Below are 23,699 nucleotides of genomic sequence, written 5' to 3'. Positions count from 1 at the left end.
TATTGATTAAAGAATTTAGATTTAAGGAATACAGCTCATGCAAATTACACAAGATAGCATTTCACGCGATATTCAAACCAAAGATTGGAAACTGCGTTATTACGAAGCAGGTGAAGGTCTTCCAGTGATTATGTTACACGGCAGTGGTCCAGGTGCGACAGGTTGGAGTAATTTCTCTGGCAATATCGGTGCATTAGCTGATCATTTTCACGTTTATGCAGTCGACATGCCTGGTTGGGGTGAGTCAGATGCAGCAACCGTCGACCAACTCGATCATGTCGATGCTGTAATCCAATTCATGGATGCTGTAGGTATTGAAAAAGCAGCGTTTATTGGGAACTCGATGGGTGGACAAACTTCATTACGTTTAGCCACTGAATATCCTGACCGTATTAGCCATTTGATTACCATGGGCCCTCCTGTAGGTAAATTCCCAACTTTATTTGGTGCAGGGGACGGTCCATCAGAAGGTTTAAAAGTCCTCATTAAAGCCTATCAAGATGCTAGCCCTGAAAATATGCAACGCTTAGTGGAAATTATGTGCTTTGACAAAGCACGTTTTGCAACCCCTGAATTATGTAAAGCTCGTTCAGATGCTGCACTTGCTCGCCCTGAACATTTGAAAAATTATGTCGCAGGATTACCGCATGGCGCACCATTACCAAAATGGGTTGATGTTACAAAATTACGTGATATTAAAGTGCCATCAATGTTTATTCATGGACGTGATGACCGTGTTGTATCGTATGAAACTTCATTATTACTGACAGCAAATGTACCGAATTCACGTTTAGTGCTGATTAACCAATGTGGTCACTGGGCGATGATTGAACATGCAGATGAGTTTAATAGTCTTGTTATCCAATTCTTGAAACAATAATGTCCAGCCCCGATGAGCCATAAGCTCATGCGGGGCTTTTTCATTTCAAAGGATATGAAAATGAACTCATCAGATATAGAAACGCGCTTAGAAGGATTAGCTTTGGCGCTACGTCAAGCTGAGTCAACCGGCATTGCTATTGCCCCTCTCTGTCAACAGATCGGCATCGACAATGCTGAAGCAGCATACACGATTCAACGACTCAATGTCGCACATGCGTGTGTACAAGGACGTCGTGTTGTAGGCCGAAAAATTGGACTGACGAATCCTAAAGTGCAAGCACAACTCGGTGTTAATCAGCCTGATTTTGGCACACTGTATGCCGATATGTGTTATGGCGATAATGAAATCGTTCCTTTTGAACGTGTGTTACAACCCAAAATTGAGGCTGAAATTGCCTTAGTACTGAGTAAAGATTTAACCCAAGCCGATTTAACCTTAGCAGAACTGATTTCTGCAGTGGAATGGGTCATGCCGGCTTTAGAAATTGTCGGTAGTCGCATAGAAAATTGGAAAATCAGTTTTGTCGATACTGTTGCTGATAATGCCTCAAGTGGATGTTTTGTTTTAGGAACACCTGCTCAGCGCATTGATGGATTGGACCTACGTCAAGCGACCATGAATATGAGTTGCAATGGTGAAACGGTATCGAGTGGCAGTGGTGCCGAATGCTTAGGCCATCCTTTAAATGCAGCCGTATGGTTAGCTCAAAAAATGGTGGCTTTAGGTGAACCATTAAAAGCAGGCGATATTATTTTAACTGGTGCGCTTGGACCGATGGCAAACGTCAAGGCTGGTGATCAATTTGAAGCCGTCATCTCCAATATTGGTCGTGTAGCGGTGTCATTCAGCAAGCCTGACTAAGGTCTGACTCCCCCTCTACTTTAAGTCATTTCCTTGATTAAATCATTTTGAGTAAATAAAAATGAGTAAAAAAATTAAAGCAGCGATTATCGGCTCAGGCAATATTGGTACGGACCTGATGATTAAAATTCTACGCAATGCCAAACATATTGAAATAGCAACAATGGTTGGAATCGACCCAAATTCTGATGGTTTAGCACGTGCCCAACGCATGGGGGTTGCAGTAACCCATGAAGGTGTTGAAGGATTAGTGAAATTGCCCGAGTTTGCGGAGATTGAAATTGTTTTTGATGCAACCTCTGCCAATGCACATCGCTACAATGATCAATTTTTACGAGAACATAAGCCCAATATTAAAATGGTGGATTTAACCCCAGCAGCTATTGGTCCCTACTGTGTTCCTGTCGTAAATCTTGAAGAAAATCTCTCTCAAAACAATGTCAACATGGTGACCTGCGGTGGACAAGCGACTATTCCAATGGTGGCTGCTGTTTCAAAAATTGTAAAAGTGCATTATGCCGAAATTATTGCCTCTATTTCGAGTAAGTCAGCTGGTCCTGGAACCCGTGCCAATATTGATGAATTCACTGAAACAACATCAACTGCTTTAGAAGTTGTGGGCGGGGCAAGTAAAGGCAAAGCCATTATTGTACTGAATCCTGCTGAACCACCATTGATCATGCGTGACACCGTGTATGTGTTATCTGATCTTGCCGATGAAACTGCAATTGCGACCTCTGTAAAAAATATGGTTGATGCCGTCAACAGTTATGTTCCAGGCTACCGTTTAAAACAAGATGTTCAGTTTGATCACGTAAAAAATTTGCATATTGCGGGCTTAGGCAAAATAAGTGGCCTGAAAACGACTATCTTCTTAGAAGTCGAGGGTGCCGCGCATTATCTACCTGCCTATGCGGGCAATTTAGACATTATGACGTCTGCAGCCTTAGCGACAGCTGAACGTATTGCCCAAACCATTGCAGTCTAAACCTAAAGTGAGCAGAACAATGAAAAAAATTTATATTTCTGACGTTACGCTACGTGATGGTAGTCATGCCGTTGGACATCAATACTCTATTCAAAATGTACAGGATATAGCACGTGCACTAGATCATGCCAAAGTCGATTCAATAGAAGTAGCACATGGTGATGGTTTACAAGGTTCAAGCTTTAACTATGGCTTTGGTGCACATACCGATTTAGAGTGGATTGAAGCAGTTGCAGATGTGATTGAACATTCACAAATTGCGACCTTATTACTTCCAGGCATTGGCACAGTACATGATTTAAAAAATGCCTATAATGCAGGTGCTCGTATTGTCCGTGTTGCAACTCATTGTACAGAAGCAGATGTATCAAAACAGCATATAGAATATGCACGCCAACTTGGTATGGATACCGTTGGCTTTTTAATGATGAGCCATTTGATCAGTCCACAAGGTTTAGCACAACAAGCTAAGCTTATGGAAAGTTATGGCGCAACTTGTATTTATGTTGTGGACTCAGGCGGTGCGATGAATATGAATGATATTCGAGATCGTTTCCGTGCAGTAAAAGATGTACTGGACCCTACAACGCAAACGGGTATACATGCTCATCATAATTTAAGTCTTGGTGTCGCAAATTCAATTGTCGCAGTTGAAGAAGGTTGTGATCGTGTCGATGCAAGTTTGGCAGGCATGGGCGCAGGTGCAGGCAATGCCCCCCTTGAAGTATGTATTGCAGCTTTCGATAAAATGGGCTGGCAACATGGTACGGATTTATATGCTTTGATGGATGCTGCCGATGACATTGTTCGTCCATTGCAAGATCGCCCTGTTCGTGTAGACCGTGAAACTTTAGCACTGGGTTATGCAGGGGTTTATTCAAGCTTCTTACGTCATTCTGAACGTGCAGCACAAAAATATGGACTGAAAACCGTTGATATTTTAGTTGAACTCGGTAAACGCCGTATGGTTGGTGGACAGGAAGATATGATTGTCGATGTGGCTTTAGATTTATTAAACCAAAAATAAATTTAAAAATTTTCCCCACTAATAAAATGCTGGTTTCCCTGCCAGCATTTTAAAATTTCAAAATTTATAGATTAAAACCCAGAAAATTCAACAATATGAATAAGCTCAAATACGGAGATTCGAGTGAAATTATGCATGTTTAACGAAAATAGATTGGGCTTGATTGAAGAAACGAAAGTATATGATATCAGCCCAATTTTAGAGCAACTGCCAAAACAGACTTACCCCTTTCCTACATACGACCTTCTTATTGCTTCTCTGGACTCTCTAAAAGCTCAAATTTTAAAAGCAAAGGAAGATACTGTTATTTATCAGATCGAAAACATTAATCTGCTTTCACCCGTATTAAACCCAGGTAAAATTATTGCAGCACCAGTGAATTATCAAGCACATTTTGATGAAGCTGCTGCTGATGAGGTAACCTTCCCTAAAAATCATGTAAAAAAGATTCAAGAATCAGGGCTATTTCTAAAAAGTACCAGTTCACTCATCGGGATGAATAAATCAATCGAAATTGGATTTGCAGATCGACGTACAGACCATGAAATTGAGTTAGTTGTCATTATGGGTAAAACGGCTAAAAATATAAAGGCTGAAAATGCACTAGAATATATCGCCGGTTATTCCATAGGGCTAGATATGACAATTCGAGGCCCAGAAGAAAGAAGTCTTCGGAAATCTTTGGATAGTTATTCCGTGCTCGGTCCATATTTAGTCACGGCAGATGAAATTCCTAATCCTCATAACCTAGAACTCAAACTCTATGTAAATGGTGAATTACGACAACACGCCAATACACAAAATCTCATTATGAATATTCCTGAACTGATCGAATTTGCTAGTAAGTTCTATACATTATACCCAGGGGATTTACTTTATACAGGGACACCCGCAGGTGTCGGAATAATTCAGTCTGGAGATCTGATCACAGCGCAGATAGATAAATTAGGGCAACTCAAAATTCATGTAAAATAAGCCAGCCCCTTTTTAAATAAAATCCTTTATATTTGTTTAGACAATTAGTAAATAGATATCATGTCAGCTGGTATGCTGAACTATCTTCCGCACATAATCATACCACTGACTAAAGCTTCATCATTCCAATAAATAGCTCCTGTTTAAACTAGAGGAGCTATTTATAGTCTTAGGCAAAGTAAATTAGGCTTTGTCTTCATTGAAACAATATGAGGCTTAATAAGACAAATTGATTGCTATAAATTTTAAATATAGACTGTTTTACATTTACTCAGTTCACTACATTTTCATCAAGATTAGTACAATCAATAGATATGCTGTGATAAACCTCATACCTCCCATCAAAGACCTGATTATTTTTAGGTAGTACAGTAGAAAAATAAAGTTTCTCTAGTACTTTAAACTCTAAAAAATCAAATAAATCATCAATAAAAACATTAAAAATAATTCACCTAGTAACCATAGTTATATAACCTAATTTAATATTCATAAATTATCATTTTATTAACTTTTATCTAAATCAAACCAAGGAATTAAAGTATCAGACATTTGCTGTAATACATTAAGAAAATTAACTCTTTGTTCAGGAGTTAAATTAGAAAAATGTTTATATTGTATTTCACGTAGACCATTACGCTGTTCCTTAACTAAATGCAGTCCATAATCCGTTAACTCTATTAACCAACTACGGGCATCATTTATATTTTTTTTTCGAATTACAATATCTTTACTTTCTAAGATTTTGAGCATTTTAGTTGCTGTTGGAACAGCAATTCCTGCATAAGATGCAATTTGGCTAATTGTTAAAACACCTTCATCGGCTAGCGCGTCTAGCAAATTTAGCTGCGATAAAGATAGCTTGGAACGCATTTGTGCATAGTAACCTCGATCACGCATCATTGCCTTAAAAAGTTTGTGAGTAATAAAAATAAATTTTTCAAAATCTTGTTCATTCATTTCACTCTCTTTTGCTGTTTGATGCACTTTTTAACTCCTATTTAATTAATTGAATTATAACAAAATATTTTAAAGATGAAATTAATGATTGATTTTAATTAGCCAGCTAAATATATTTAATTAGCTAGCTAAGTATCTGCCTTAGGAATTATCAATGAATACACAAGTAATGTCCCAAATGTACAAAAAAAGAATTCCCGATGATTCAAATGATTTATCTATTGCTTTAATCATTTGTGCAGGAATCATCTGTGCATTGCATGTCGGAAAAGCTTCAATTGCAATTCCTCAAATGCATGAATTATATCATTGGTCACTTTCTTCACTAAGTTGGATTATGTCTGTTTTTTCGATTGTTGGTATGATTGGAGGAATATTCGTAGGTAGTTTAGTTCAGAAATGGGGGGATAAAAGATTATTTTGTATAGGTCTAGCTATCTTAGCTGGAGGTAGTCTACTTGGAGCTATAACAACAAATTTCTCTTTTCTAATTACAACAAGAGTAATTGAAGGCTTGGGATTTTTACTCGTTTTAGTGTCAGCCCCATCTATACTGAATCGTTTAACACCAAAATCTAAATACAATATTGTATTTGGTTTTTGGAGCATGTTTATGGGGATTGGTATTGCTATTTCAATTTTTCTAGGTCCATTTTTAAATAGTTGGCAAAGCTTGTGGTTAATTAATGCTGGACTAACTTTTTTTATTCTATTTATTATTATCTTTAAAGTTCCTAACACAGAGATAAATAATTCAAATTTCGCTAAAAATATATCCTTAAAAAAGGATATCTTAAAAGTATTTAAATCTAGAAACCCTTTTTTATTAGCAATTTCATTCGCAGCTTATAATATTATATTTTTCTCAGTATTTACATTTTTGCCATTATTCCTCATAAACAGAATGGGAATATCTGCATCACAATCTGGGGTTGTTTGTGGAGCAGTTATCCTTTCAAGTATTGTAGGAAATATTGGTTCATCAATTTTACTCAATCGAGATATTGAAGCAAAAAAAATTATTATATTCTCTAATATTTTTATTGGAGTTTTAGGTATTGGAATATTCCTACCTTTTACACCAAATATATTAGCAATTTTATTATGCTTTTTATTCTCAATAATAAGTGGACTCATACCGGCTACAATTGTGAGTTTAGCACCACTCAGTTCTCCTGATAAAAACCTGATATCACTTTGCATTGGTTTAGTAATGCAAGGAAATTACCTAGGACTTGTTATTGGACCATTAGCTATAGGTCTCGCAATTAGTTTTTCTGGATGGACAGCAGCAATCATACCAGTTGTTATTTTTGCAATTATTGGAAGCCTTTCAAGTTTATTACTCAAATTAAAAAAAGAATAGACAGCTAGACATGAATAACTTGAATGACCTATTTCATTGGCTTTGTTGAACAAACCTAACCTAGAAGATTTATTCATCCATATAATTTTAAAATGAATAAATCTTCTCCTAAAACCTATCACACAACAAACTGGTAGTTCTATATGAGCAGTATACGGCGAAGACTGAATTAACATGCCTATTGGGTTTGATCCAAACACTCAGTGGCATGCACAACCACAAGGTAAGCAAGGTCAAAATCAAACCTACTCCAATTCTCTTTGCGGCTGGTTATAGGTTTTATTCAAAGTCTGATTAAACTTTGCAGATTAGTAGATTCAAATATTAGTGATATTGGTACAGTACGCTTTGTCGAAGACAAAAACATATAGATATTGCAATTAGCTATCAAAAAAGTAGCGATAGGTTACATCTCCTCGCGCATTCCACTGGCTTGAAGTTTCTCGGTGAAGGCGAATGGAAACGCAAGAAATATGAGGCTGAATATCACCATCAATAGCATAAGCTTCATATTGCTATCGATAGTGCAATGTACGTCACAGTGTATACGGCGTATGTAACTATAGCTAGTTATGTATAGGCACGAAAAAAGGCCTAATCCCTTTACAATCAAGCCTTTTTCTTTAAAACTCGGCATATTGTCCCATGTTTTGGAAGATATTTGGGGATATTAACCATAAAAAACCATAAGTTATTGTTATTTATTAAAATTAACATAAAAAATAGGGGTTAAAATTGCTTGTTGCTAGGCTTTATATTAGCCACAATTATCAGTATTCAAGCTACCTTTATTTTCACTATGCTTGTAAATTAACCCCCTATTTCACATATTTTCAAAATTAGTCGTAAAAAGGCTCAATGCTCTTTCACTGCAAATGCATATTTATGATGTTTGGCAACCATGTTGGGAAGCAAAATAATTGTAAATTATGAGTGAAGTTATTCAATCTTGTGCTGAATTGCCAAAAATAATACTTTTTGCACCAATTATTAAAAGCCCAACCTCCTAAAAAAATAAAAATTAATTTAACTTTTCAATAATTTAAACTAAATTATATAGCTTTGTATTCTTTAATTATTCAATTTTTATTAGCCATCAATGGAGTGCCAATATGTCATGGATACAAGATCTTTTAAGCGAATTATCAATAAACTCTTCCTCTAATTTTTGGACTCTTTTTATTCTTTTGGGTGGTGTAGCCTATGCAGGTAAATTCTTTTTTAAAAACCACAGCCCTAAATTTAGTGATGACCAAGCAAAAATCGTACTTGGTGCAATACTATCCCTATTAGGCTTACTTATAGGTTTTGTACTTTCGATCTCTATTAATGGGTACAACGACAGACAAAAAACAGAAGAAAATGAAATGCTCGTTATTAGTTCTGCTTTTCAACGAACTCAGCTTTTAGATTCTCCTCAAAAGGAAAAGGCAGAAAAACTATTACATGAATATTTAGATGCTCGGATTGAGTTTTTTAATGCAGATAGTTTACTTGAAAATAAAGAATGGCGAATCACCTCTACAGAAAAGCAGAAACAACTTTGGGACATAGCCGTTAATGAAGCGAGAGAAACACCCAATCCAGTTATTAGCTCTGTTCTAGCTTCATACAGCGACCTATATCTTTCCCAAGAAAAAACAACGGTTAGTTGGCGTGATCAGATCCCTAAAATAGTATGGGCTTTACTTATCTTCTTTGCAGTCGTATCTAATATTTTGATTGGCTACAATGCTCGACAAGAACAGAAAATGAATTTGATGATTTTAGTTTTACCCTTTTTGATGGCTCTATCTTTATTTATCATTTCAGAAATCGATGTACCAGGAAAAGGGGTTATCCATGTAACTCCTGATGATCTTTTATCATTAAAAGACACATTGGCTCATATTGCTAAAAATAAAAATTAATTCAGCATTTAAAAAGTGTAATTGTATAGCTACTCCTCTAAATGATGGGGTAGCTATTACAAAAATTTAGTAGTGGTACTTTATAAAGGTGACATTTGAAATGCTAACCTTTTCGTCATTTATGACGATAGCCTAATGACCTCTTTTAAGGGTGAATAAAGCAATTCAGCCATGTTTCCTTGAAATTACTTGCTAAAGTCAAACAATCACCAAATAGCATTAAGCCTTGCCATATATAGCTCATATTCTCTTTACATCATATTTTATTGATAACTCATCAAAGAAATAGCTAAGCCAATCGAATTGGGTATTCGATTTTCACTCCGTCGAGCTAGGCTTAACAAATTAAATATAAATGATATTTAATCAAAATAGTGCAAGTTATGTCATTTAACTTTCTTGAATTGAATAATACTTTGATCTGCTATTTCTTCTAAATGATTGGCATACCATTGCATCATATTCGCTCTGTCTTGTAAGTATTGAGCCTTGTTATACACACCCGCCACACCATCCTTAACATGCGCTAAAGCCGATTCAATATGACGCTCATCAAAACCACGATTATTTAAAAGCGTACTAGCAATATGCCTAAATCCGTGTGGTGTTTGTCGCCCCTCATAACCCATACGGCGCAAAGCCATAATAAAAACAGTATCTGACTTAGGCTTACTTTTATCTGAACGACTTGGAAATAGAAAATCTGAATTTGTATCGTAGCTTTTAAGTTCTTTCAAAATTGCTATAGCTTGAGTCGGTAAAGGCACAACATGCTCACGGCGTTTCTTCATACGTTCTTCGGGAATATTCCAAACAGCATGCTCAAAGTCGAACTCATCCCATTTTGCACCACGTAATTCACTCGGACGACAAAACAACATCGCAAGCAACTGTAAGCCCATTCGGACGTCCATCGTTGGATAGTTATTAATTGCTCTAAGCAAAGCGGGCAATTCTTTTTCATCCACATGCGCCATATTGGTTTTTTTACCTTGCTCAAGATATTTCTGAATACCCTCCAAAGGATTGTAATCAATACGCCCTGTGACCTTTGCATAATCGTAAATATCCCGACACATTGCCCGCATACGATTTACTTGCTCATAAATACCCTTTTCTTGTTGTATCCCTTTTAATAAGTTCATCCATTCAATTGGTTTAATTGTGGTGTACAAGCGTTTGCCAAAAATGGGAAATATATGCTTTTCCAATGCGCCTTTATTTCTTGTCATGGTGTCAGATACCCATGAATTTAATTTAGTGTCTAACCACTCACGAGCCAACAACTCAAAAGTTGCATTGTTTTGTTCAAGTTCTTGCTGTTTTCTTTCCAGTTTAGAAATGATTGGATTTTCACCTTTAGATACATCCTCTAAAAGTTCTTTAGCTTTCTTACGTGCTAACTGTCCACTAATTTCGGGATAACCGCCAAGCCCTAACCATGACCATTTACCATCAGGCTTTTTATATCTGAGTTGCCACGACTTGTTGCCATCAGGTTTTACTCGAATATATAAACCATTGCCATCAAGTTCACGATATTCCTTTTCATCAGCTTCAAGGTTAGCAAGTACCGTATCGGACAAAGGACGGCGTTTTATTTCAGTTCTTTTCATTAGCCTTGTATCCCTCGGATTCAATTTTTTATCAAGGATACACGGAGGGATACACGACACGCAATACTATATGCGTTTATGTTTAGTTATATTCAGGCAAGAAAAAAGGCTTAAACCCTTAAGATTTAAGCCTTTCCGTTTTATATTCAGTTATATTTCGTCATATAAAACTAGGTATTTGGTGGAGATGGCGGGAGTTGAACCCGCGTCCGCCAGCACTACGCTCGAGAATACTACATGCTTAGATATCGTCTATTGTTTTAACTCTTTGTGACCCGACGAACAGGGTACAAATCGCGATCCTCTAAGTTTAGTACAAAGCCCCGAGGCTTGGCTTTATACGGACTTGTGTGCTTGCGCTTCAGTCGGGATCTCTAACCACAAGTATTCAGAGATGCGGACAAGCTGCCCTTAGGCAGCTAGAGCGTATGATTCGTCGTTTGCGACTAAAAAATGCAAATTTGATTTACGAGAGAAAATGCGCTCTCGACATGCATCTATGAGTTTCATCACCAGCGTCGAAGCCAGAAACATCCCCAAAGTATGAACAATCATAGCATAACTGATAAAAAATACGATGTATTTTCTGAACAATTACACAATTGAATGCGCTTAATTACATAATTGCGCTAATATTTTATTTTTCAAGACATCAAAAGAAAAAGATATGAGCTATTTATTGGCCCTCGATCAAGGTACGACCTTTAGTCGTGCAATCATATTTAATGAACATGGAGAAGTTCAGGCAACAGCTCAACGTGAAACACATATTCAAACCCCACATTCTGGCTGGGTTGAACAAGACGCACAAGAAATTTGGAGCTCGCAAATTACTGTCGTACAGCAGGCACTGGCTTCTGCAGGCATTTTAGCTAAAGACATTAAAGCCATCGGTTTAACCAACCAGCGCGAAACGACTGTAGTTTGGGATAAACGTACTGGTAAGCCACTCGCTCCTGCAATTGTTTGGCAAGACCGTCGCGCAACCGATTGGTGTAATCAACTCATCCAGCAGAACCAACATGAATGTATACATCGTATAACAGGTTTAAGAATCGACCCCTATTTCAGTGCTGGGAAGCTGGTTTGGCTATTTGAAAATACAAAAGGCTTAAGGGAACTCGCACAGCAAGGCCATGTGGCTTTTGGTACGATTGACAGCTGGTTGGTATGGAATTTAACCCAAGGTGCTGAGCATGTGATTGAAGCCAGTAATGCCTCACGTACCATGCTCATGAATCTGCAAACGCAACAATGGGATGAAGAGTTGTTGCACCTTTTTGATATTCCTATATCAGTTTTACCAAAAATTATCAGTTCCGATAACTATGTAGCAGATACGGCCACAGGCCTATTGGGTGCCAATATCCCCATTACTGGCATATTGGGTGACCAGCAGTCTGCATTATTTGGACAGTCCTGTTTTGAAGCAGGTACAGCAAAAAACACCTATGGAACGGGTTGTTTTATGCTGTTCAATACTGGAAATGAAGTCCAATATAGCTCAAATAAATTGTTATCGACGCTTGCTTGGCAAGCCCAAGGCCAAACCACCTATGCCTTAGAAGGCAGTGTGTTTATGGCTGGTGCTATTGTGCAATGGCTTCGAGATGGACTGGGGATTATTCAAAAAAGCTGTGATGTAGAAAAACTCGCGAACCAAGTTTCCTCAACTGAAGGCGTTGTGTTAGTCCCTGCCTTTACGGGACTAGGTGCACCGCATTGGGATAGTGAAGCACGTGCCTTAATGTGTGGAATGTCACGAGGTACAGGTAAAGCACATATTGCACGAGCAGCTTTAGAGTCAATTGCGTTTCAAGTCTCGGATGTACTCAGCGCGATGCAATCTGACATTTCCAACCCCCTAAAAGAATTGCGTGTAGATGGCGGTGCCTCTGCCAATGATATGTTAATGCAATTTCAAGCCGACATTTTAAATGTGCCCGTGCTTCGTCCCAAACTTTTAGAGTCAACTGCATGGGGTGCTGCAGCCATGGCAGGCTTGAAGGCGGGTGTATTTTCAAACTTAGACGAAATTGCGCAATCTTGGCAATTAGAACGTGCTTTTGAGCCAAACATGCAAGCAGATCAACGCAAATATCATTTGAACCTCTGGGAGTCTGCTTTAAAACGTGCCAAATCTGATTTATAAACCCATTACACAACCATATAAAAAACCGCATTGATTGCGGTTTTTTATAATCTTGATTTAAGGCTAAGACTTAATGTGCATGCCCGCCTGCCCCTTCGACAATTTTAGGTCGTGGACATAACCAAATAATCATAGCGGCAAATATAAAAATCATCGCCAAGAGTAGAAACACATGATTGGCTGATAAGGTGAGAGCTTCTTTGTCGACTAAACTGGTGATATAGCCCAAAGCCCCTTGGGAACTCATACCTTGTTGCATCAATGTTGCTTGCGCATCATCTACATGCAAACTACCCACCATATCCGCACGTGACAATTTGGTGTGATCATCCCAAATGGTCACCGCAATAGATGCACCAATTGCACCTGCCATGGTACGCAAAAAATTCATTAAACCCGCAGCAGAGGCCATTTCTTGTGGCTGAACCGAAGCCAATGCCATATTAGACAATGGAATGAAGAAAAATGGCACAGCAAAACCTTGCAAAATTTGTGGTAATGCTAAAGAAAAGAAATCCGCATCTGTGGTCCAAAAGGCGCGCATTAGGGTTACGCCACCCAATATGCTTAAACCGAAACTTGCCAAAGCACGTTGGTCATATTTGGTGGCCAATTTTGCAACTAAAGGCGACATGGTCAAACTGCCCAAGCCCATAGTGGCAGTTAAATAACCCGCCCATGTTGCGGTATAGCCCAAGTTAATTTGTAGCCACTGTGGAATCAGTACAATACTGCCAAAGAATGCACCAAAGCCTAATGCTAGCGCTATAACTGAGATAGTAAAGCTGCGATATTTAAAAATTTGAATATTGACCACAGGATGCCGTTCTGTCAGCTCCCAAATGGTAAAAATCACTAAGCCAATCAATGCAGTCAGTGCTAAAACCGTAATACTAGGACTATTAAACCAGTCTCGCTCATGGCCTAAATCCAGCATCAGCTGTAGAGCACCAATCCATAGCACCAACAAGACCAGCCCGCCCATATCAATTTTGAGCTTGGCTGTTTCGGTTTCAGCAGGTTTCAGCAAGCGCATAGCTGCCATAGCACAAATAATCCCGACTGGAATATTGATAAAGAAAATCCAGTGCCATGACAAATTATCACTAATAGAACCACCCAAAATTGGCCCTAAAATTGGCCCAACCACTGTGGTCATCGCCCACATGCCCATGGCTTGTGATTGCTTTTCAGGTGGAAATATTCTTAATAAGAGCATTTGGCTGAGTGGCATAATCGGGCCACCAAACAAGCCTTGACCAATTCGGCAAAACACCAGCATTTCTAAACTAGTGGAAAGACCGCATAACACGGAGAATACCGTAAATCCGATTAAGCTCATGGTAAAAACTTTGACACCACCAAAGCGCCCTGCCAACCAGCCTGTTAAGGGTACACAAATGGCCTCAGCCACAGCATAGGAAGTAATAACCCACGTCCCTTGTGAGCTAGAAACAGCCAAACTACCTGTAATATGTGTGACCGATACATTGGCAATGGTCATGTCGAGCACGACCATAAAATTTGCTAATGCCAGCACAAAGGCTGCCAATATTAATCGGCTACCTTTTAAATCACCATAAGGAACATAGCTATTCATAGGTGTTTACTTCGTGCTTAAATCAATTTTTGCTTCCATCGACAAGCCCACGCGCAGTGGATGTTCGGCCAATTGCTGTTGATCCAAACGAATACGAACAGGTAAGCGCTGTACCACTTTAATCCAGTTACCTGTGGCATTTTGTGCTGGAATTAAAGCGAAGGTTGCGCCTGTTCCACCAGAAAAACCCACTACTGTGCCTGTATATTCCACGCCATCACCATATAAATCTGATGTAAGCGTGACTTTTTGCCCAGGTTTGACGCGTTCTAACTGACTTTCTTTAAAGTTCGCATCGACATATAACTGTGAAATCGGCACAACCATTAATAACACTGAACCTGGTGCTACGCGCTGGCCAACCTGAATTTTACGACTGGTAACGACACCATCAAACGGTGCTTTAATCACTGTGCGCTCTAGGTCCAATTCAGCTTGCTTTAATTTTGCTTGGGCAACCAACACATCAGGCGTTGAGTGTTCATTACTGCCTTGAATTAAAGCATTGTTGGCTGCTAATGAACTTTGTGCTGCTTTTTGACTTGATTTCGCCTGCGCCAGACCTGCTTGTGCAAGGTCAAAACCTGCTTGTGCATTGTGTACGGCGCTTTGTGCACTACTCAATTCTTCTTTCGAAATTGCACCCGAAGCGCTCAATTGCTGACGGCGATTCAGTTCATCTTGTGCTTTATTCAGCTCAGCTTTAGCTTTAGCCACTTGAGCTTCCGCACTATGAATAGCATCATCACTCACAAAGACTTGTGAATTTAATGCACTACTGTTCGCTGCAGTTTGTTTATATTGGCGCTGTGCCTTAATTAATTCTGCTTTTGCTTGTGCTAAGGCAATTTCGGCATCTCGTGGATCGACCTTCGCTAAGATCTGACCTTTTTTGACTTGCTGTGTATCACTGACCAATACATCAGCCACTTGCCCTGTCACCATCGAAGTTACAGAGGCTGTTTCAGCACCAACATAAGCATTGTCTGTTGATACGCTTTGGTTAAAAAATAATTTCCAAATCAGATAAATCGCTACAGCAATCACTAAGATTAGCGCAACAAAGGTCAAACTTTTCTTTCGTTTGGCTTTCAGTTCTGAATCGCTGATTTGAGGCATTGCCTGAGTTTCTGGCAGTGTATCTTTGGCATCTGTCATTGATTTTTCCTAAATCCAACAGACTTACTCAAACGGCAACATATTTGCATCCCGCAAATATCGGACATTTTTGTCCTCTATGATGTCGATGAAAAAGTCATTTTTATAAATTTGACGCATTTTATAGCGAGATAATCATGTTTTGAGAATATAAATGTAACTGCTCAGTCTTCATTTCTTTAAAACAGCACAGGATTCGCATCCTGCGCTGTCAATTATTCTGTATTATTATAAATTTAGCTTAAACGAATATTAATCTAGCTAATTTAATATGCATAAGATGCAATCGCTGTTGCAATTGCCTTACCTTCGTCATTCACCATGGTCATACGCATGGTGCAACCCTTACGACCTAAGCGTAATATTTCTGCACGTGCTGTAAAATATTGACCGCGACCAGGTGCTAAATAATCTACACGCATGTCCACTGTCGCTAAACGAGATACTTTTTTACTGGTTTCTGCCATATCTTCAGGTTTTGCACGCTTATAGAGCTCCCCCATCGCAGAAATTCCACCAATGCTGTCCAATAAAGTTGCAGCAACACCACCGTGCAAAATTTGAAATGCGACATTTCCAACCAAATTTGGCGTCATGTCTACACGCGCTTCGATTTGCTCGTCCACAACCGACATGTGCATGAGGCTATGGGCAAAAAATGGCGATGCATTAAAAGCCTGACACAAACCTTGTAAAATTTGTGTCATCTCCAAATTCGAGCTTAAATCCATATTACCTGTCCAATTTTTTTCTGCGTCCGTCATAGTCTGCTCGAATTACCTTAATTGAATAAAAAAATGAAGCGTGTTGTCCTAAAACAGGATTATAAGTCTACAATAGCTTTAGTTTAAGACTGATCATTGAGATTGTTATGACCTATACGTTCAATCGTCCAGCATTTCCTGCCACTCGTATGCGCCGCATTCGTAAAAATGATAAATTGCGTGCCATGGTTCGAGAGACCCAACTGACGGCTGATCACCTTATTTATCCTGTATTTGTATTGCCTGGTCAAAATCAAACCCAAGATATTCCAAGCATGCCGAAGGTTCAGCGTTTATCTGCAGATCTACTGCTTAAAAAAGCGGAAAGTTTACTGGAACTAGGCGTATCAAAATTAGCGCTGTTTCCTGTTACACCACAAGAAGACAAAAGTCTGAGCGCAGAAGCGTCTTGGCAAGATAATGGCTTAGTACAAAATACTGTCCGCTTGCTGAAAAAAGAATTGCCTGAAATGGTACTCATTACTGATGGCGCGCTAGATCCATACACGACTCATGGTCAAGATGGCATTATTGATGAAACAGGCTACGTGCTCAATGACGAAACTGTTGAGTGTTTAATTAAACAAGCTTTAAGTCATGCCGAAGCGGGTGCCGATGTGGTTGCACCGAGCGACATGATGGATGGCCGTATTGGCGCTATTCGTCAAGCACTTGAAGCCAATGGCCATATTTATACCAATATCATGGCGTATTCTGCGAAGTATGCTTCTAGCTTTTATGGTCCTTTCCGTGATGCTGTAGGTTCTTCGAGCAACTTAAAAGGTGGCAACAAGTACAATTATCAAATGGATATTGGTAACCGTGCAGAAGCTCTCCATGAAATCGCATTGGATATCCAAGAAGGCGCAGACATGGTGATCGTGAAGCCAGGTATGCCTTACCTCGATATTGTACGTGAAGTTAAGGATACTTTTGGCGTGCCTACTTTTGTGTATCAAGTGAGTGGTGAATATGCGATGTTAGCAGGTGCTATCCAAAATGGTTGGCTCTCTGAGAGTGTCATTATTGAATCCCTCATGAGTTGTCGTCGTGCTGGTGCAGATGGTATTTGGACTTATTTTGCCGAAGAAGCAGCCCTTATGCTCAAAGACATGAAATAAGTGCCCTCACCAAACATTAAAAAAGCATCTCATCAGATGCTTTTTTAATGCCTAACATAGCGTTAAAACTGGAAGCTATAGGCTAATCCTAAAATATTCTGATTCATTTTTAAGTTGGCATTGCCTGCGCCAAAATTAACAGGTATAGAACTTTGTCCATTGACTTCCGCTTCTAGTGCATGGGTATAAGCAATGCTAACATCCTGATGTGCATCTAATTGCCACGTAACACCCAAGCTTAAATGATCTTGTACCACACCTGGTGCTAAGATATTTAAGAAGGTCTGATCTGATTGAATCGGCTGATCATTATGACTATAACCCGCTCTTAAAGTCAGTTTCGGTGTTGCCTGATATGTTGCACCTATTTTATAAATGTTGATATCTTGCCAGCCAAAGCCTGCCCCTTGTGCTGTCCCCAGTGGCTCTGTCAAATTGAGTGAATTTCCGACTGAAGCCACATTTGAATAGTTAATCCGTTCGACATCCGCGGCCACGGTTAAAGCTGGTGTTAGTTTAAACGCAACGCCTACGCCATAACTTTCAGGCACATCAAATCCACCATTTTCTGCAAATAAACCACTGTATTTATCAAAATTACTTGCTTTGACCTTAGATGAATATTTAGCACCCAAGGTCAATTGGTCATTTAAAAACTGACCAGACCAGCCCAATTTAAAACCAATCCCAGTCGATGAATCTTTACCACGATTACTTAGATTCGTGCTGTCTTGTGAAAGCTGGGCAAAACCATCAATGCCCTTGGCTTCAAACTGCTGATACATAATATTAGATGCGAATGCCACAGATTGATTTGGTGCATATTTCCATGCCACAGCAGGCGAGAAAAATAATTGGGATAAATTTACTCCAGCTGGGCCTGTACTCCCGTATTTTTCAAAAGGGCTTTGTTTATAGCTGGTGTTCATCCCGCCATTACCATAAATCGCAAAACCTACAGCAACTTGATCATTCACTAGATGACTGTAAGCCACTTCTGGAATCACGAAATATTCACGACCATTAGCATCATATTCACCATCTGCAAATGGGCTTCCGTGAATAGAAGAAGAACGATCAGGTGCAAAAATAGTAGCGCCAACATTCACTTGTTGCTCGATCCAACTCAGCCCTGCTGGATTGCTGGCAATGGTCAAAGCATCATTAAAATTTGCAATTGATGTCCCTGCATTACCCTGTGCTTTAACCCCATAACCATGCATAAAATATCCAGTCGTTGCATGTGTTGCATTACTGAGTATTGCAAAGATCCCCAAAGATAATACGCTATAAATTGTTTTCATCATGACACCCTTATTTTTTAATTAAGGAAATCATATTTTGTTTATGATTTTTTGTAATCGAATAAAAAACAACAACCTTATCTGTTCTAGAGATATTAAATAGGACATCTAAATCTGGACCTTATATCAAAATTCTAGGGCTAAAAAGCTCGTGAGATGCTTTATAATCGGTTTTTATTTTTTAAAGATGCAGTAACACGGAATGCATATTGCCATTATAGGTGCAGGCATTAGCGGCTTATTGTCTGCCCTAGAATTTATAGAAGAAGGCTGTTCAGTTTCAATTTTTGATCAACAATCTGCAGGTAAAGCTGCATCATGGGCAGGTGGTGGCATTCTCTCTCCCATGTATCCTTGGCGTTACCCGCAGGCCGTCAATGATTTAGCCAAACATGGCAAAAACTTATATCTTGAATGGAATGAAAAATTACGCCCTATTTCAGGGATCGACTTCGAAATTCATGAAACAGGCATGCTGATTTTTGATCAGACTGATTTTGAAATTGGTTTAAATTACGCCAAATTACACAATGAACCAATGCAAGCCTGTGAACATTTACAACAACAGCAAATACAACAGATTAACCCACGCATTTCCAATCAATTTGAACAAGCCATTCATTTTCCACAGATTGCCAATGTGCGTAACCCGCGTCTGCTTAAATCCATCATTGGTTACTTAAAACAGCATCCGCAGGTGCAGTTTTATGAAAATACATGGATTGAAAAATTCATCATTCAAAATGCTCAAATTCATGCTGTAGAAAGCACCCGCGGTGAGCGCTTTGAAGCGGATCACTATGTGATTAGCACAGGTGCATGGTCAGAACATTGGTCGAGCCAACTTCAGCTTCAGATTCCCATCGCGCCGGTTCAAGGGCAAATGCTCCTTTTTAAAGGCCCAGAAAATTGGCTACCCACCATGTGTATGAATGAAGTGATGTACTTAATCCCGCGTCGTGATGGTCATATTGTCTGTGGTTCCAGCATGAATCATTTAGGCTTTGACCATAGACCTTCCACACAGGTACAACAAGATATTTACAAAGCCAGCCTCAATATGGTGCCTGCTCTGGCCGAGCTTCAGATTGTAAAACAATGGGCGGGCTTAAGACCTAGCTCACCTACTGGTATTCCCTATATTGGGCAAATGCCTAATATTGATAACTTATGGGCCAACTTTGGTCACTATCGTAATGGCTTATGTATGGGTCCAGCTTCTGCACAGTTACTGCGTCAGCTTGTACTCAAACAAACGACGATTGTTGACCCACAGGTCTACACACCAAACGCTTTAGTCAGCACGCTGTAAACCCCATATAGCCCAATAAAAAATGCCTGCGTATCAGGCATTTTTTATTGCTCATTTAAGTCAACTTAATGCGGAGCTAATAAATTAGCCAAGGCCTCTTTCAAAGTTGCAAACTGAAACGTATAACCTGCGTCAAGTAAAGCTTGGGGTTTCACGTATTGACCATTTAAAATCAATTGTGACTGCTCACCTAGCACCAACTTCATTAAGCCCGCAGGTAAGTTCAATAGCGGTCGTTTATTTAATTGTCTGGATGCTAAAGAGGCAAAATCTGCCTGACTTATTCGCTCAGGCGCCACCAAATTCCACACTTGTGAAGATGCTTCTGACTTCATGATAAATTCAATACTTTGCAAGACATCACGAATATGAATCCACACTACTGGCTGACGCCCATGGCCAATTTTTCCAGCCAAATTCAAGCGTATAGGCAACAGCATTTGAGGCAAAATACCGCCTTTTGCAGACAGCACGATTCCCAGTCGAATAATCTGAGTATGTTGTTGGCTAAATTGTAATGCCGTCTGCTCCCACTGCTGGCACAGCTCAGATTGAAAAATAGTCTGGCTGGTAGATTGCTCTGTACAAGCATCCGTCCACTGTTCACTCGGATCTATGCCGTAATATCCAATTGCCGAACCCGAAACAATACTTTTAGGCACAATACGGCGCTGTTCTAGGTAGCGATAAAGTTGCTCTGTACTTTGCACTCGACTGGCAATTAATTTTTGTTTACGCGCTGCAGTCCAACGTCCTTGCCCAATGTTTTCACCTGCCAGATTAATCACATAATCAATCCGATCAGTTTTTAGCTCGCTGAGTTGTGTAATCCATTGCATATCTGGATGAGGCGAAACCAAATCTTTTTTACGGCTTAAACCAATTACCGCATAATCTTTAGCTAACAAGTATTCCGTCAGGCGTGTACCAATAAAACCACTCGCCCCTGTAATTAACACTCGTTCCTTCAGCATAAACAGTCTCTAATCAATGGAGATACACGACTATCTATAAGATAAGTTCATGTTTTGTTCAAGCCTTATTCATGGCCAAACATTTTGAATGACATTCGCTTTGCTTGTGCACCGTAAAACCAATAGGTCAACAAATAAAGTGGAATAGCCAACAAAAGGCCCATAATCACCACTAAACTCATAAAATTAGGTTGCTGTAAATACAGCATAAAGTTTTGCCAAACCTCAGGGTCTTTGATGGCAAATATAGCCACACCTAAAATTTGGAAAGCAATGTTGTAACTCCAAAAAATTAAGGTATAGCCTAACGTGATTTTTTTACGCTCAGCCTGTGTGGGTGCACGTTGATTACGCTTTAGGAAAATATACAACACCCAAACCATTGCCACGATATAGGGTACAGCTGTTAAAATACCACCAACGCCCAGCGGTAATAATGCAGCCAATACGCCACAGACACAGCTCATTAGCAGACAAATCACAAAAAACAAGAAAAAATAACGAGTTAGCGACATCTGAATGATGACCTAAGAAATAAAATCGATTCAGTATAAAAAAAAATGAATTTTTTTTCATTTTATTGTCAACCAATCTCAAGTTCATAGCGTTATATAGGGTACAAGGTCTGTAGCAGCCGATGATTTGTACTGGCATCCACAATGTTTCGGTGACCTTTCTTAAAGCAATAATTTTCTTTTCAGGTTTGAGCCTTTGAACAGCAGCCAAATCTTAAACTTGGAATAGATTTTTTGACCGACGATTTCACCATCACTCGAATCGTCGGTCTTTTATTTTCTGCGTTTCTTATTTCAACACAAAACTCAGTCTTATCATTCTAATTCAATCTTTTCAACCTAAACCCAAACACTGATCTTTACAGAAAGATGCTCATAACCTGCAAAGTTATACCTTAAGATCAATCTAATCTCATTCCTTCTGCTGGAGCATCTCCGCATGAATGCTGTTATTTATTTTGAAATCCAATCTTCAAATCCTGAACGAGACACACAATTCTACAGTGAAATATTTGGTTGGACTTTTCATCGTGTTGATGGTCTTGCTATTCAATATTATCAAATTGAAACTGCAGGTATCCATGGTGGTTTACTCGAGCGACCTGCCCAAACGCCGCCCACACATTGTGGCACCAATGCTTTTACCTGTTCGATTGAAGTTCATGATTTTGATGCAACAGCAGCTAAAATTTTAGCGAAGGGCGGTCAAGTGGCTATGGAGAAATTCGCCATTGCAGGCAAATGCTGGCAAGGTTATTTCTTAGATCCAGACCACAATACTTTTGGCCTTGTACAAGTCGATCCCAATGCAAAATAACTACTGTGTAAAAATGCATCATATTTTACCATCACCCTGAGCGACTTAGCTTGACGTATGTATGATCAATAGCCCACGGAATATTGAGTATTTGTGATACTTTAGAGTCTAATCAAATCTTTTGATTTTTTGGGGCTTGCATGACTGTTCGTTTTTTTCATACTTCTGATTGGCATTTAGGACAATTTTTTTATAACCACTCGCGTGACTACGAACACGAACAGTTTCTGAATTGGTTACTTGAGCAAATACAACAAAAACAGCCACATGCCCTGCTCATTGCAGGTGATATTTTTGATGTCATCAATCCTGCTTCCAAAGCACAAAAACAACTGTATCAATTTTTAGCAGATGCGCATGATCGTGCGCCACACATGCAAACCCTAATGATCGCAGGGAACCATGACTCGGGATATCGTATTGAACAGGTTGAACCATTATTAGAAAAATACCAGGCCAAAGCTGTAGGTGTAGTACATAAAAATACTCAAGGACAACTCGACTTAGACCGATTGCTGGTGCCTATTTATAATGAACAAAAAAATATTGTGGCATGGTGCCTAACTTTACCTTTTTTACGCGCTGCTGAAATTACTGGCATTAATGAGCAAACTACAAATAGTCAAAATGCCATTGCCTATATTCATCAGCAATTAATTGCAGAAGCCAATGCACGCAAACAGCCTGATCAAGCCTTAATTTTAATGTCACATGCTCACATGCAAGGTGGCGAGACATCAGACTCTGAACGCCCCATTATTATTGGTCATGAAGAAGCGCTATCGACTGTGCTTTTTGATGATGTGATTGACTACGTGGCACTTGGACATTTGCATAAACCACAAAAAGTTGGACATTCACATATCCGCTATAGTGGCTCACCTATTCCCTTGTCTTTTAGTGAAATTAATTACAAACACCAAGTATTAGAAGTAAGCATCGATCCACATCAAGAGGATGAATCTCGCTTTCAGATTGAGTCTTTAGTCATTCCACGCAGTGTGCAACTTCATCGGATCAAAGGTACGATTGCTGAAGTATTAACGCAACTATCTGCCTTAGCCAGTGGTGAGATTGACAATATTGACCAACGTGAATATGTCGAGATTGAATACCATACCGACACCCCGCCAGCGCCTAATTTAAGACAGCAGTTTGAAGAGGCGCTGGCACCCAATCGTTATCGTTTGGTGCGCATTAGCCGCCGTTATTTAAATACAGAATCCAATGATCAGCAGCAAACTACCATTCACCTTGATCCGCCTACTCCTGAAAAGCTTTTTCAAAATTTGTGGGAAAAACAAGGCTATGGTCAGGATGAAAAAGTAATGACAGATTTTTTAAGCTTGGTGAATGAAGCACAAAAATCACTTGAAGATGATGCGAGCGTTTAAGGAAT

Annotated in this window: 20 protein-coding genes, 1 other RNA gene and 1 pseudogene; 13 read left to right on the top strand and 9 right to left on the bottom strand. The window is 39.3% G+C overall.

The window, feature by feature from the left end; translation table 11 throughout:
• Window positions 1-37: 37 nt before the first annotated feature.
• The 5 genes from D9K81_RS02020 to D9K81_RS02000 all read left to right on the top strand — a co-directional run bounded on the left by D9K81_RS02020 (window position 38) and on the right by D9K81_RS02000 (window position 4,734).
• Window positions 38-880 (top strand): alpha/beta fold hydrolase, encoded by an 843-nt coding sequence (locus D9K81_RS02020; RefSeq protein ID WP_120373892.1) that lies wholly within the window; start codon window positions 38-40, stop codon window positions 878-880.
• Between the two features lie 60 nt (window positions 881-940).
• A complete protein-coding gene (gene mhpD, locus D9K81_RS02015; protein WP_120373893.1) occupies window positions 941-1,744 on the top strand; it encodes a 2-keto-4-pentenoate hydratase in 804 nt (267 codons plus the stop codon).
• A 61-nt stretch (window positions 1,745-1,805) separates the two neighbouring features.
• Window positions 1,806-2,732 (top strand): acetaldehyde dehydrogenase (acetylating), encoded by a 927-nt coding sequence (locus tag D9K81_RS02010; protein WP_120373894.1) that lies wholly within the window; start codon window positions 1,806-1,808, stop codon window positions 2,730-2,732.
• 19 nt (window positions 2,733-2,751) lie between these two features.
• Window positions 2,752-3,759 carry a 4-hydroxy-2-oxovalerate aldolase gene (gene dmpG, locus D9K81_RS02005; RefSeq protein WP_120373895.1) on the top strand — a complete coding sequence of 336 codons (1,008 nt, stop codon included), beginning with the start codon at window positions 2,752-2,754 and terminating at the stop codon, window positions 3,757-3,759.
• A gap of 135 nt (window positions 3,760-3,894) precedes the next feature.
• Entirely contained in the window at window positions 3,895-4,734 is an 840-nt protein-coding gene (locus tag D9K81_RS02000) for a fumarylacetoacetate hydrolase family protein (RefSeq protein WP_227601969.1), read from the top strand.
• Window positions 4,735-5,238: 504 nt separating this feature from the next.
• On the opposite strand, the gene D9K81_RS01995 is transcribed toward D9K81_RS02000, so the two are convergent.
• Window positions 5,239-5,718, bottom strand: coding sequence for a MarR family winged helix-turn-helix transcriptional regulator (locus D9K81_RS01995; RefSeq protein WP_120373897.1), 480 nt, complete (start codon window positions 5,716-5,718; stop codon window positions 5,239-5,241).
• Between the two features lie 127 nt (window positions 5,719-5,845).
• Here D9K81_RS01995 and D9K81_RS01990 point away from each other — a divergent pair, with 127 nt between their 5' ends.
• From D9K81_RS01990 to D9K81_RS01980, 3 genes and pseudogenes are all read left to right on the top strand, one after another.
• Complete coding sequence (locus tag D9K81_RS01990) at window positions 5,846-7,057, top strand: MFS transporter (RefSeq protein ID WP_120373898.1); 1,212 nt, start codon at window positions 5,846-5,848, stop codon at window positions 7,055-7,057.
• 92 nt (window positions 7,058-7,149) lie between these two features.
• Window positions 7,150-7,553: pseudogene (locus D9K81_RS01985) on the top strand (transposase); the annotation flags it as partial.
• A gap of 616 nt (window positions 7,554-8,169) precedes the next feature.
• Window positions 8,170-8,967 (top strand): bestrophin-like domain, encoded by a 798-nt coding sequence (locus D9K81_RS01980; protein WP_120373899.1) that lies wholly within the window; start codon window positions 8,170-8,172, stop codon window positions 8,965-8,967.
• Between the two features lie 386 nt (window positions 8,968-9,353).
• On the opposite strand, the gene D9K81_RS01975 is transcribed toward D9K81_RS01980, so the two are convergent.
• Complete coding sequence (locus tag D9K81_RS01975; protein WP_120373900.1) at window positions 9,354-10,583, bottom strand: tyrosine-type recombinase/integrase; 1,230 nt, start codon at window positions 10,581-10,583, stop codon at window positions 9,354-9,356.
• A gap of 179 nt (window positions 10,584-10,762) precedes the next feature.
• Window positions 10,763-11,121, bottom strand: a transfer-messenger RNA (tmRNA) gene (gene ssrA, locus D9K81_RS01970).
• 129 nt (window positions 11,122-11,250) lie between these two features.
• On the opposite strand from ssrA, the gene glpK reads away from it, so the two are divergent.
• Window positions 11,251-12,735 (top strand): glycerol kinase GlpK, encoded by a 1,485-nt coding sequence (gene glpK / locus D9K81_RS01965; RefSeq protein WP_120373901.1) that lies wholly within the window; start codon window positions 11,251-11,253, stop codon window positions 12,733-12,735.
• A gap of 70 nt (window positions 12,736-12,805) precedes the next feature.
• On the opposite strand, the gene D9K81_RS01960 is transcribed toward glpK, so the two are convergent.
• From D9K81_RS01960 to D9K81_RS01950, 3 genes are all read right to left on the bottom strand, one after another.
• Window positions 12,806-14,335, bottom strand: a complete 1,530-nt coding sequence (locus tag D9K81_RS01960; RefSeq protein WP_120373902.1) for a DHA2 family efflux MFS transporter permease subunit — start codon at window positions 14,333-14,335, stop codon at window positions 12,806-12,808.
• 6 nt (window positions 14,336-14,341) lie between these two features.
• Window positions 14,342-15,493 (bottom strand): HlyD family secretion protein, encoded by a 1,152-nt coding sequence (locus D9K81_RS01955; RefSeq protein ID WP_121523095.1) that lies wholly within the window; start codon window positions 15,491-15,493, stop codon window positions 14,342-14,344.
• Window positions 15,494-15,759: 266 nt separating this feature from the next.
• Entirely contained in the window at window positions 15,760-16,257 is a 498-nt protein-coding gene (locus tag D9K81_RS01950) for a thioesterase family protein (protein WP_120373904.1), read from the bottom strand.
• A 107-nt stretch (window positions 16,258-16,364) separates the two neighbouring features.
• Here D9K81_RS01950 and hemB point away from each other — a divergent pair, with 107 nt between their 5' ends.
• Window positions 16,365-17,378, top strand: a complete 1,014-nt coding sequence (gene hemB, locus D9K81_RS01945; protein WP_120373905.1) for a porphobilinogen synthase — start codon at window positions 16,365-16,367, stop codon at window positions 17,376-17,378.
• 62 nt (window positions 17,379-17,440) lie between these two features.
• Here hemB and D9K81_RS01940 read toward each other — a convergent pair whose 3' ends face one another.
• Complete coding sequence (locus tag D9K81_RS01940; RefSeq protein WP_120373906.1) at window positions 17,441-18,685, bottom strand: OmpP1/FadL family transporter; 1,245 nt, start codon at window positions 18,683-18,685, stop codon at window positions 17,441-17,443.
• Between the two features lie 199 nt (window positions 18,686-18,884).
• On the opposite strand from D9K81_RS01940, the gene thiO reads away from it, so the two are divergent.
• A complete protein-coding gene (thiO, locus tag D9K81_RS01935; protein WP_120373907.1) occupies window positions 18,885-19,994 on the top strand; it encodes a glycine oxidase ThiO in 1,110 nt (369 codons plus the stop codon).
• A 65-nt stretch (window positions 19,995-20,059) separates the two neighbouring features.
• Here thiO and D9K81_RS01930 read toward each other — a convergent pair whose 3' ends face one another.
• Together D9K81_RS01930 and D9K81_RS01925 are read right to left on the bottom strand one after the other, a co-directional pair.
• On the bottom strand, window positions 20,060-20,968 hold the full coding sequence (locus tag D9K81_RS01930; RefSeq protein WP_120373908.1) for a TIGR01777 family oxidoreductase: 909 nt from the start codon (window positions 20,966-20,968) through the stop codon (window positions 20,060-20,062).
• Window positions 20,969-21,033: 65 nt separating this feature from the next.
• Entirely contained in the window at window positions 21,034-21,483 is a 450-nt protein-coding gene (locus tag D9K81_RS01925) for an ABZJ_00895 family protein (RefSeq protein ID WP_120373909.1), read from the bottom strand.
• A 439-nt stretch (window positions 21,484-21,922) separates the two neighbouring features.
• On the opposite strand from D9K81_RS01925, the gene D9K81_RS01920 reads away from it, so the two are divergent.
• Together D9K81_RS01920 and D9K81_RS01915 are read left to right on the top strand one after the other, a co-directional pair.
• Complete coding sequence (locus tag D9K81_RS01920) at window positions 21,923-22,300, top strand: VOC family protein (protein ID WP_120373910.1); 378 nt, start codon at window positions 21,923-21,925, stop codon at window positions 22,298-22,300.
• A 140-nt stretch (window positions 22,301-22,440) separates the two neighbouring features.
• Complete coding sequence (locus D9K81_RS01915; RefSeq protein ID WP_120373911.1) at window positions 22,441-23,694, top strand: exonuclease SbcCD subunit D; 1,254 nt, start codon at window positions 22,441-22,443, stop codon at window positions 23,692-23,694.
• The last annotated feature ends 5 nt before the right edge of the window (window positions 23,695-23,699 follow it).

The sequence above is a fragment of the Acinetobacter chengduensis genome, assembly GCF_003664645.1.
GTDB classification, from domain to species: Bacteria; Pseudomonadota; Gammaproteobacteria; order Pseudomonadales; family Moraxellaceae; genus Acinetobacter; species Acinetobacter chengduensis.
The sequence above is the reverse complement of the archived record's forward strand: the minus strand, read 5'-3'. Positions and strand labels throughout refer to the sequence as shown.

Excerpts from the sequence above, each read along its gene's own strand:
- D9K81_RS01975 (WP_120373900.1), bottom strand. The coding sequence starts at position 10,583 with ATGAAAAGAACTGAAATAAAACGCCGTCCTTTGTCCGATACGGTACTT.
- D9K81_RS01990 (WP_120373898.1), top strand. The coding sequence starts at position 5,846 with ATGAATACACAAGTAATGTCCCAAATGTACAAAAAAAGAATTCCCGAT.
- D9K81_RS01915 (WP_120373911.1), top strand. The coding sequence starts at position 22,441 with ATGACTGTTCGTTTTTTTCATACTTCTGATTGGCATTTAGGACAATTT.
- thiO (WP_120373907.1), top strand. The coding sequence starts at position 18,885 with ATGCATATTGCCATTATAGGTGCAGGCATTAGCGGCTTATTGTCTGCC.
- hemB (WP_120373905.1), top strand. The coding sequence starts at position 16,365 with ATGACCTATACGTTCAATCGTCCAGCATTTCCTGCCACTCGTATGCGC.
- D9K81_RS01955 (WP_121523095.1), bottom strand. The coding sequence starts at position 15,493 with ATGACAGATGCCAAAGATACACTGCCAGAAACTCAGGCAATGCCTCAA.
- D9K81_RS01980 (WP_120373899.1), top strand. The coding sequence starts at position 8,170 with ATGTCATGGATACAAGATCTTTTAAGCGAATTATCAATAAACTCTTCC.
- D9K81_RS01920 (WP_120373910.1), top strand. The coding sequence starts at position 21,923 with ATGAATGCTGTTATTTATTTTGAAATCCAATCTTCAAATCCTGAACGA.
- D9K81_RS02010 (WP_120373894.1), top strand. The coding sequence starts at position 1,806 with ATGAGTAAAAAAATTAAAGCAGCGATTATCGGCTCAGGCAATATTGGT.
- D9K81_RS02000 (WP_227601969.1), top strand. The coding sequence starts at position 3,895 with ATGTTTAACGAAAATAGATTGGGCTTGATTGAAGAAACGAAAGTATAT.
- mhpD (WP_120373893.1), top strand. The coding sequence starts at position 941 with ATGAACTCATCAGATATAGAAACGCGCTTAGAAGGATTAGCTTTGGCG.
- D9K81_RS01925 (WP_120373909.1), bottom strand. The coding sequence starts at position 21,483 with ATGTCGCTAACTCGTTATTTTTTCTTGTTTTTTGTGATTTGTCTGCTA.
- D9K81_RS02020 (WP_120373892.1), top strand. The coding sequence starts at position 38 with ATGCAAATTACACAAGATAGCATTTCACGCGATATTCAAACCAAAGAT.
- D9K81_RS01940 (WP_120373906.1), bottom strand. The coding sequence starts at position 18,685 with ATGATGAAAACAATTTATAGCGTATTATCTTTGGGGATCTTTGCAATA.
- glpK (WP_120373901.1), top strand. The coding sequence starts at position 11,251 with ATGAGCTATTTATTGGCCCTCGATCAAGGTACGACCTTTAGTCGTGCA.
- D9K81_RS01930 (WP_120373908.1), bottom strand. The coding sequence starts at position 20,968 with ATGCTGAAGGAACGAGTGTTAATTACAGGGGCGAGTGGTTTTATTGGT.
- D9K81_RS01960 (WP_120373902.1), bottom strand. The coding sequence starts at position 14,335 with ATGAATAGCTATGTTCCTTATGGTGATTTAAAAGGTAGCCGATTAATA.
- dmpG (WP_120373895.1), top strand. The coding sequence starts at position 2,752 with ATGAAAAAAATTTATATTTCTGACGTTACGCTACGTGATGGTAGTCAT.
- D9K81_RS01950 (WP_120373904.1), bottom strand. The coding sequence starts at position 16,257 with ATGACGGACGCAGAAAAAAATTGGACAGGTAATATGGATTTAAGCTCG.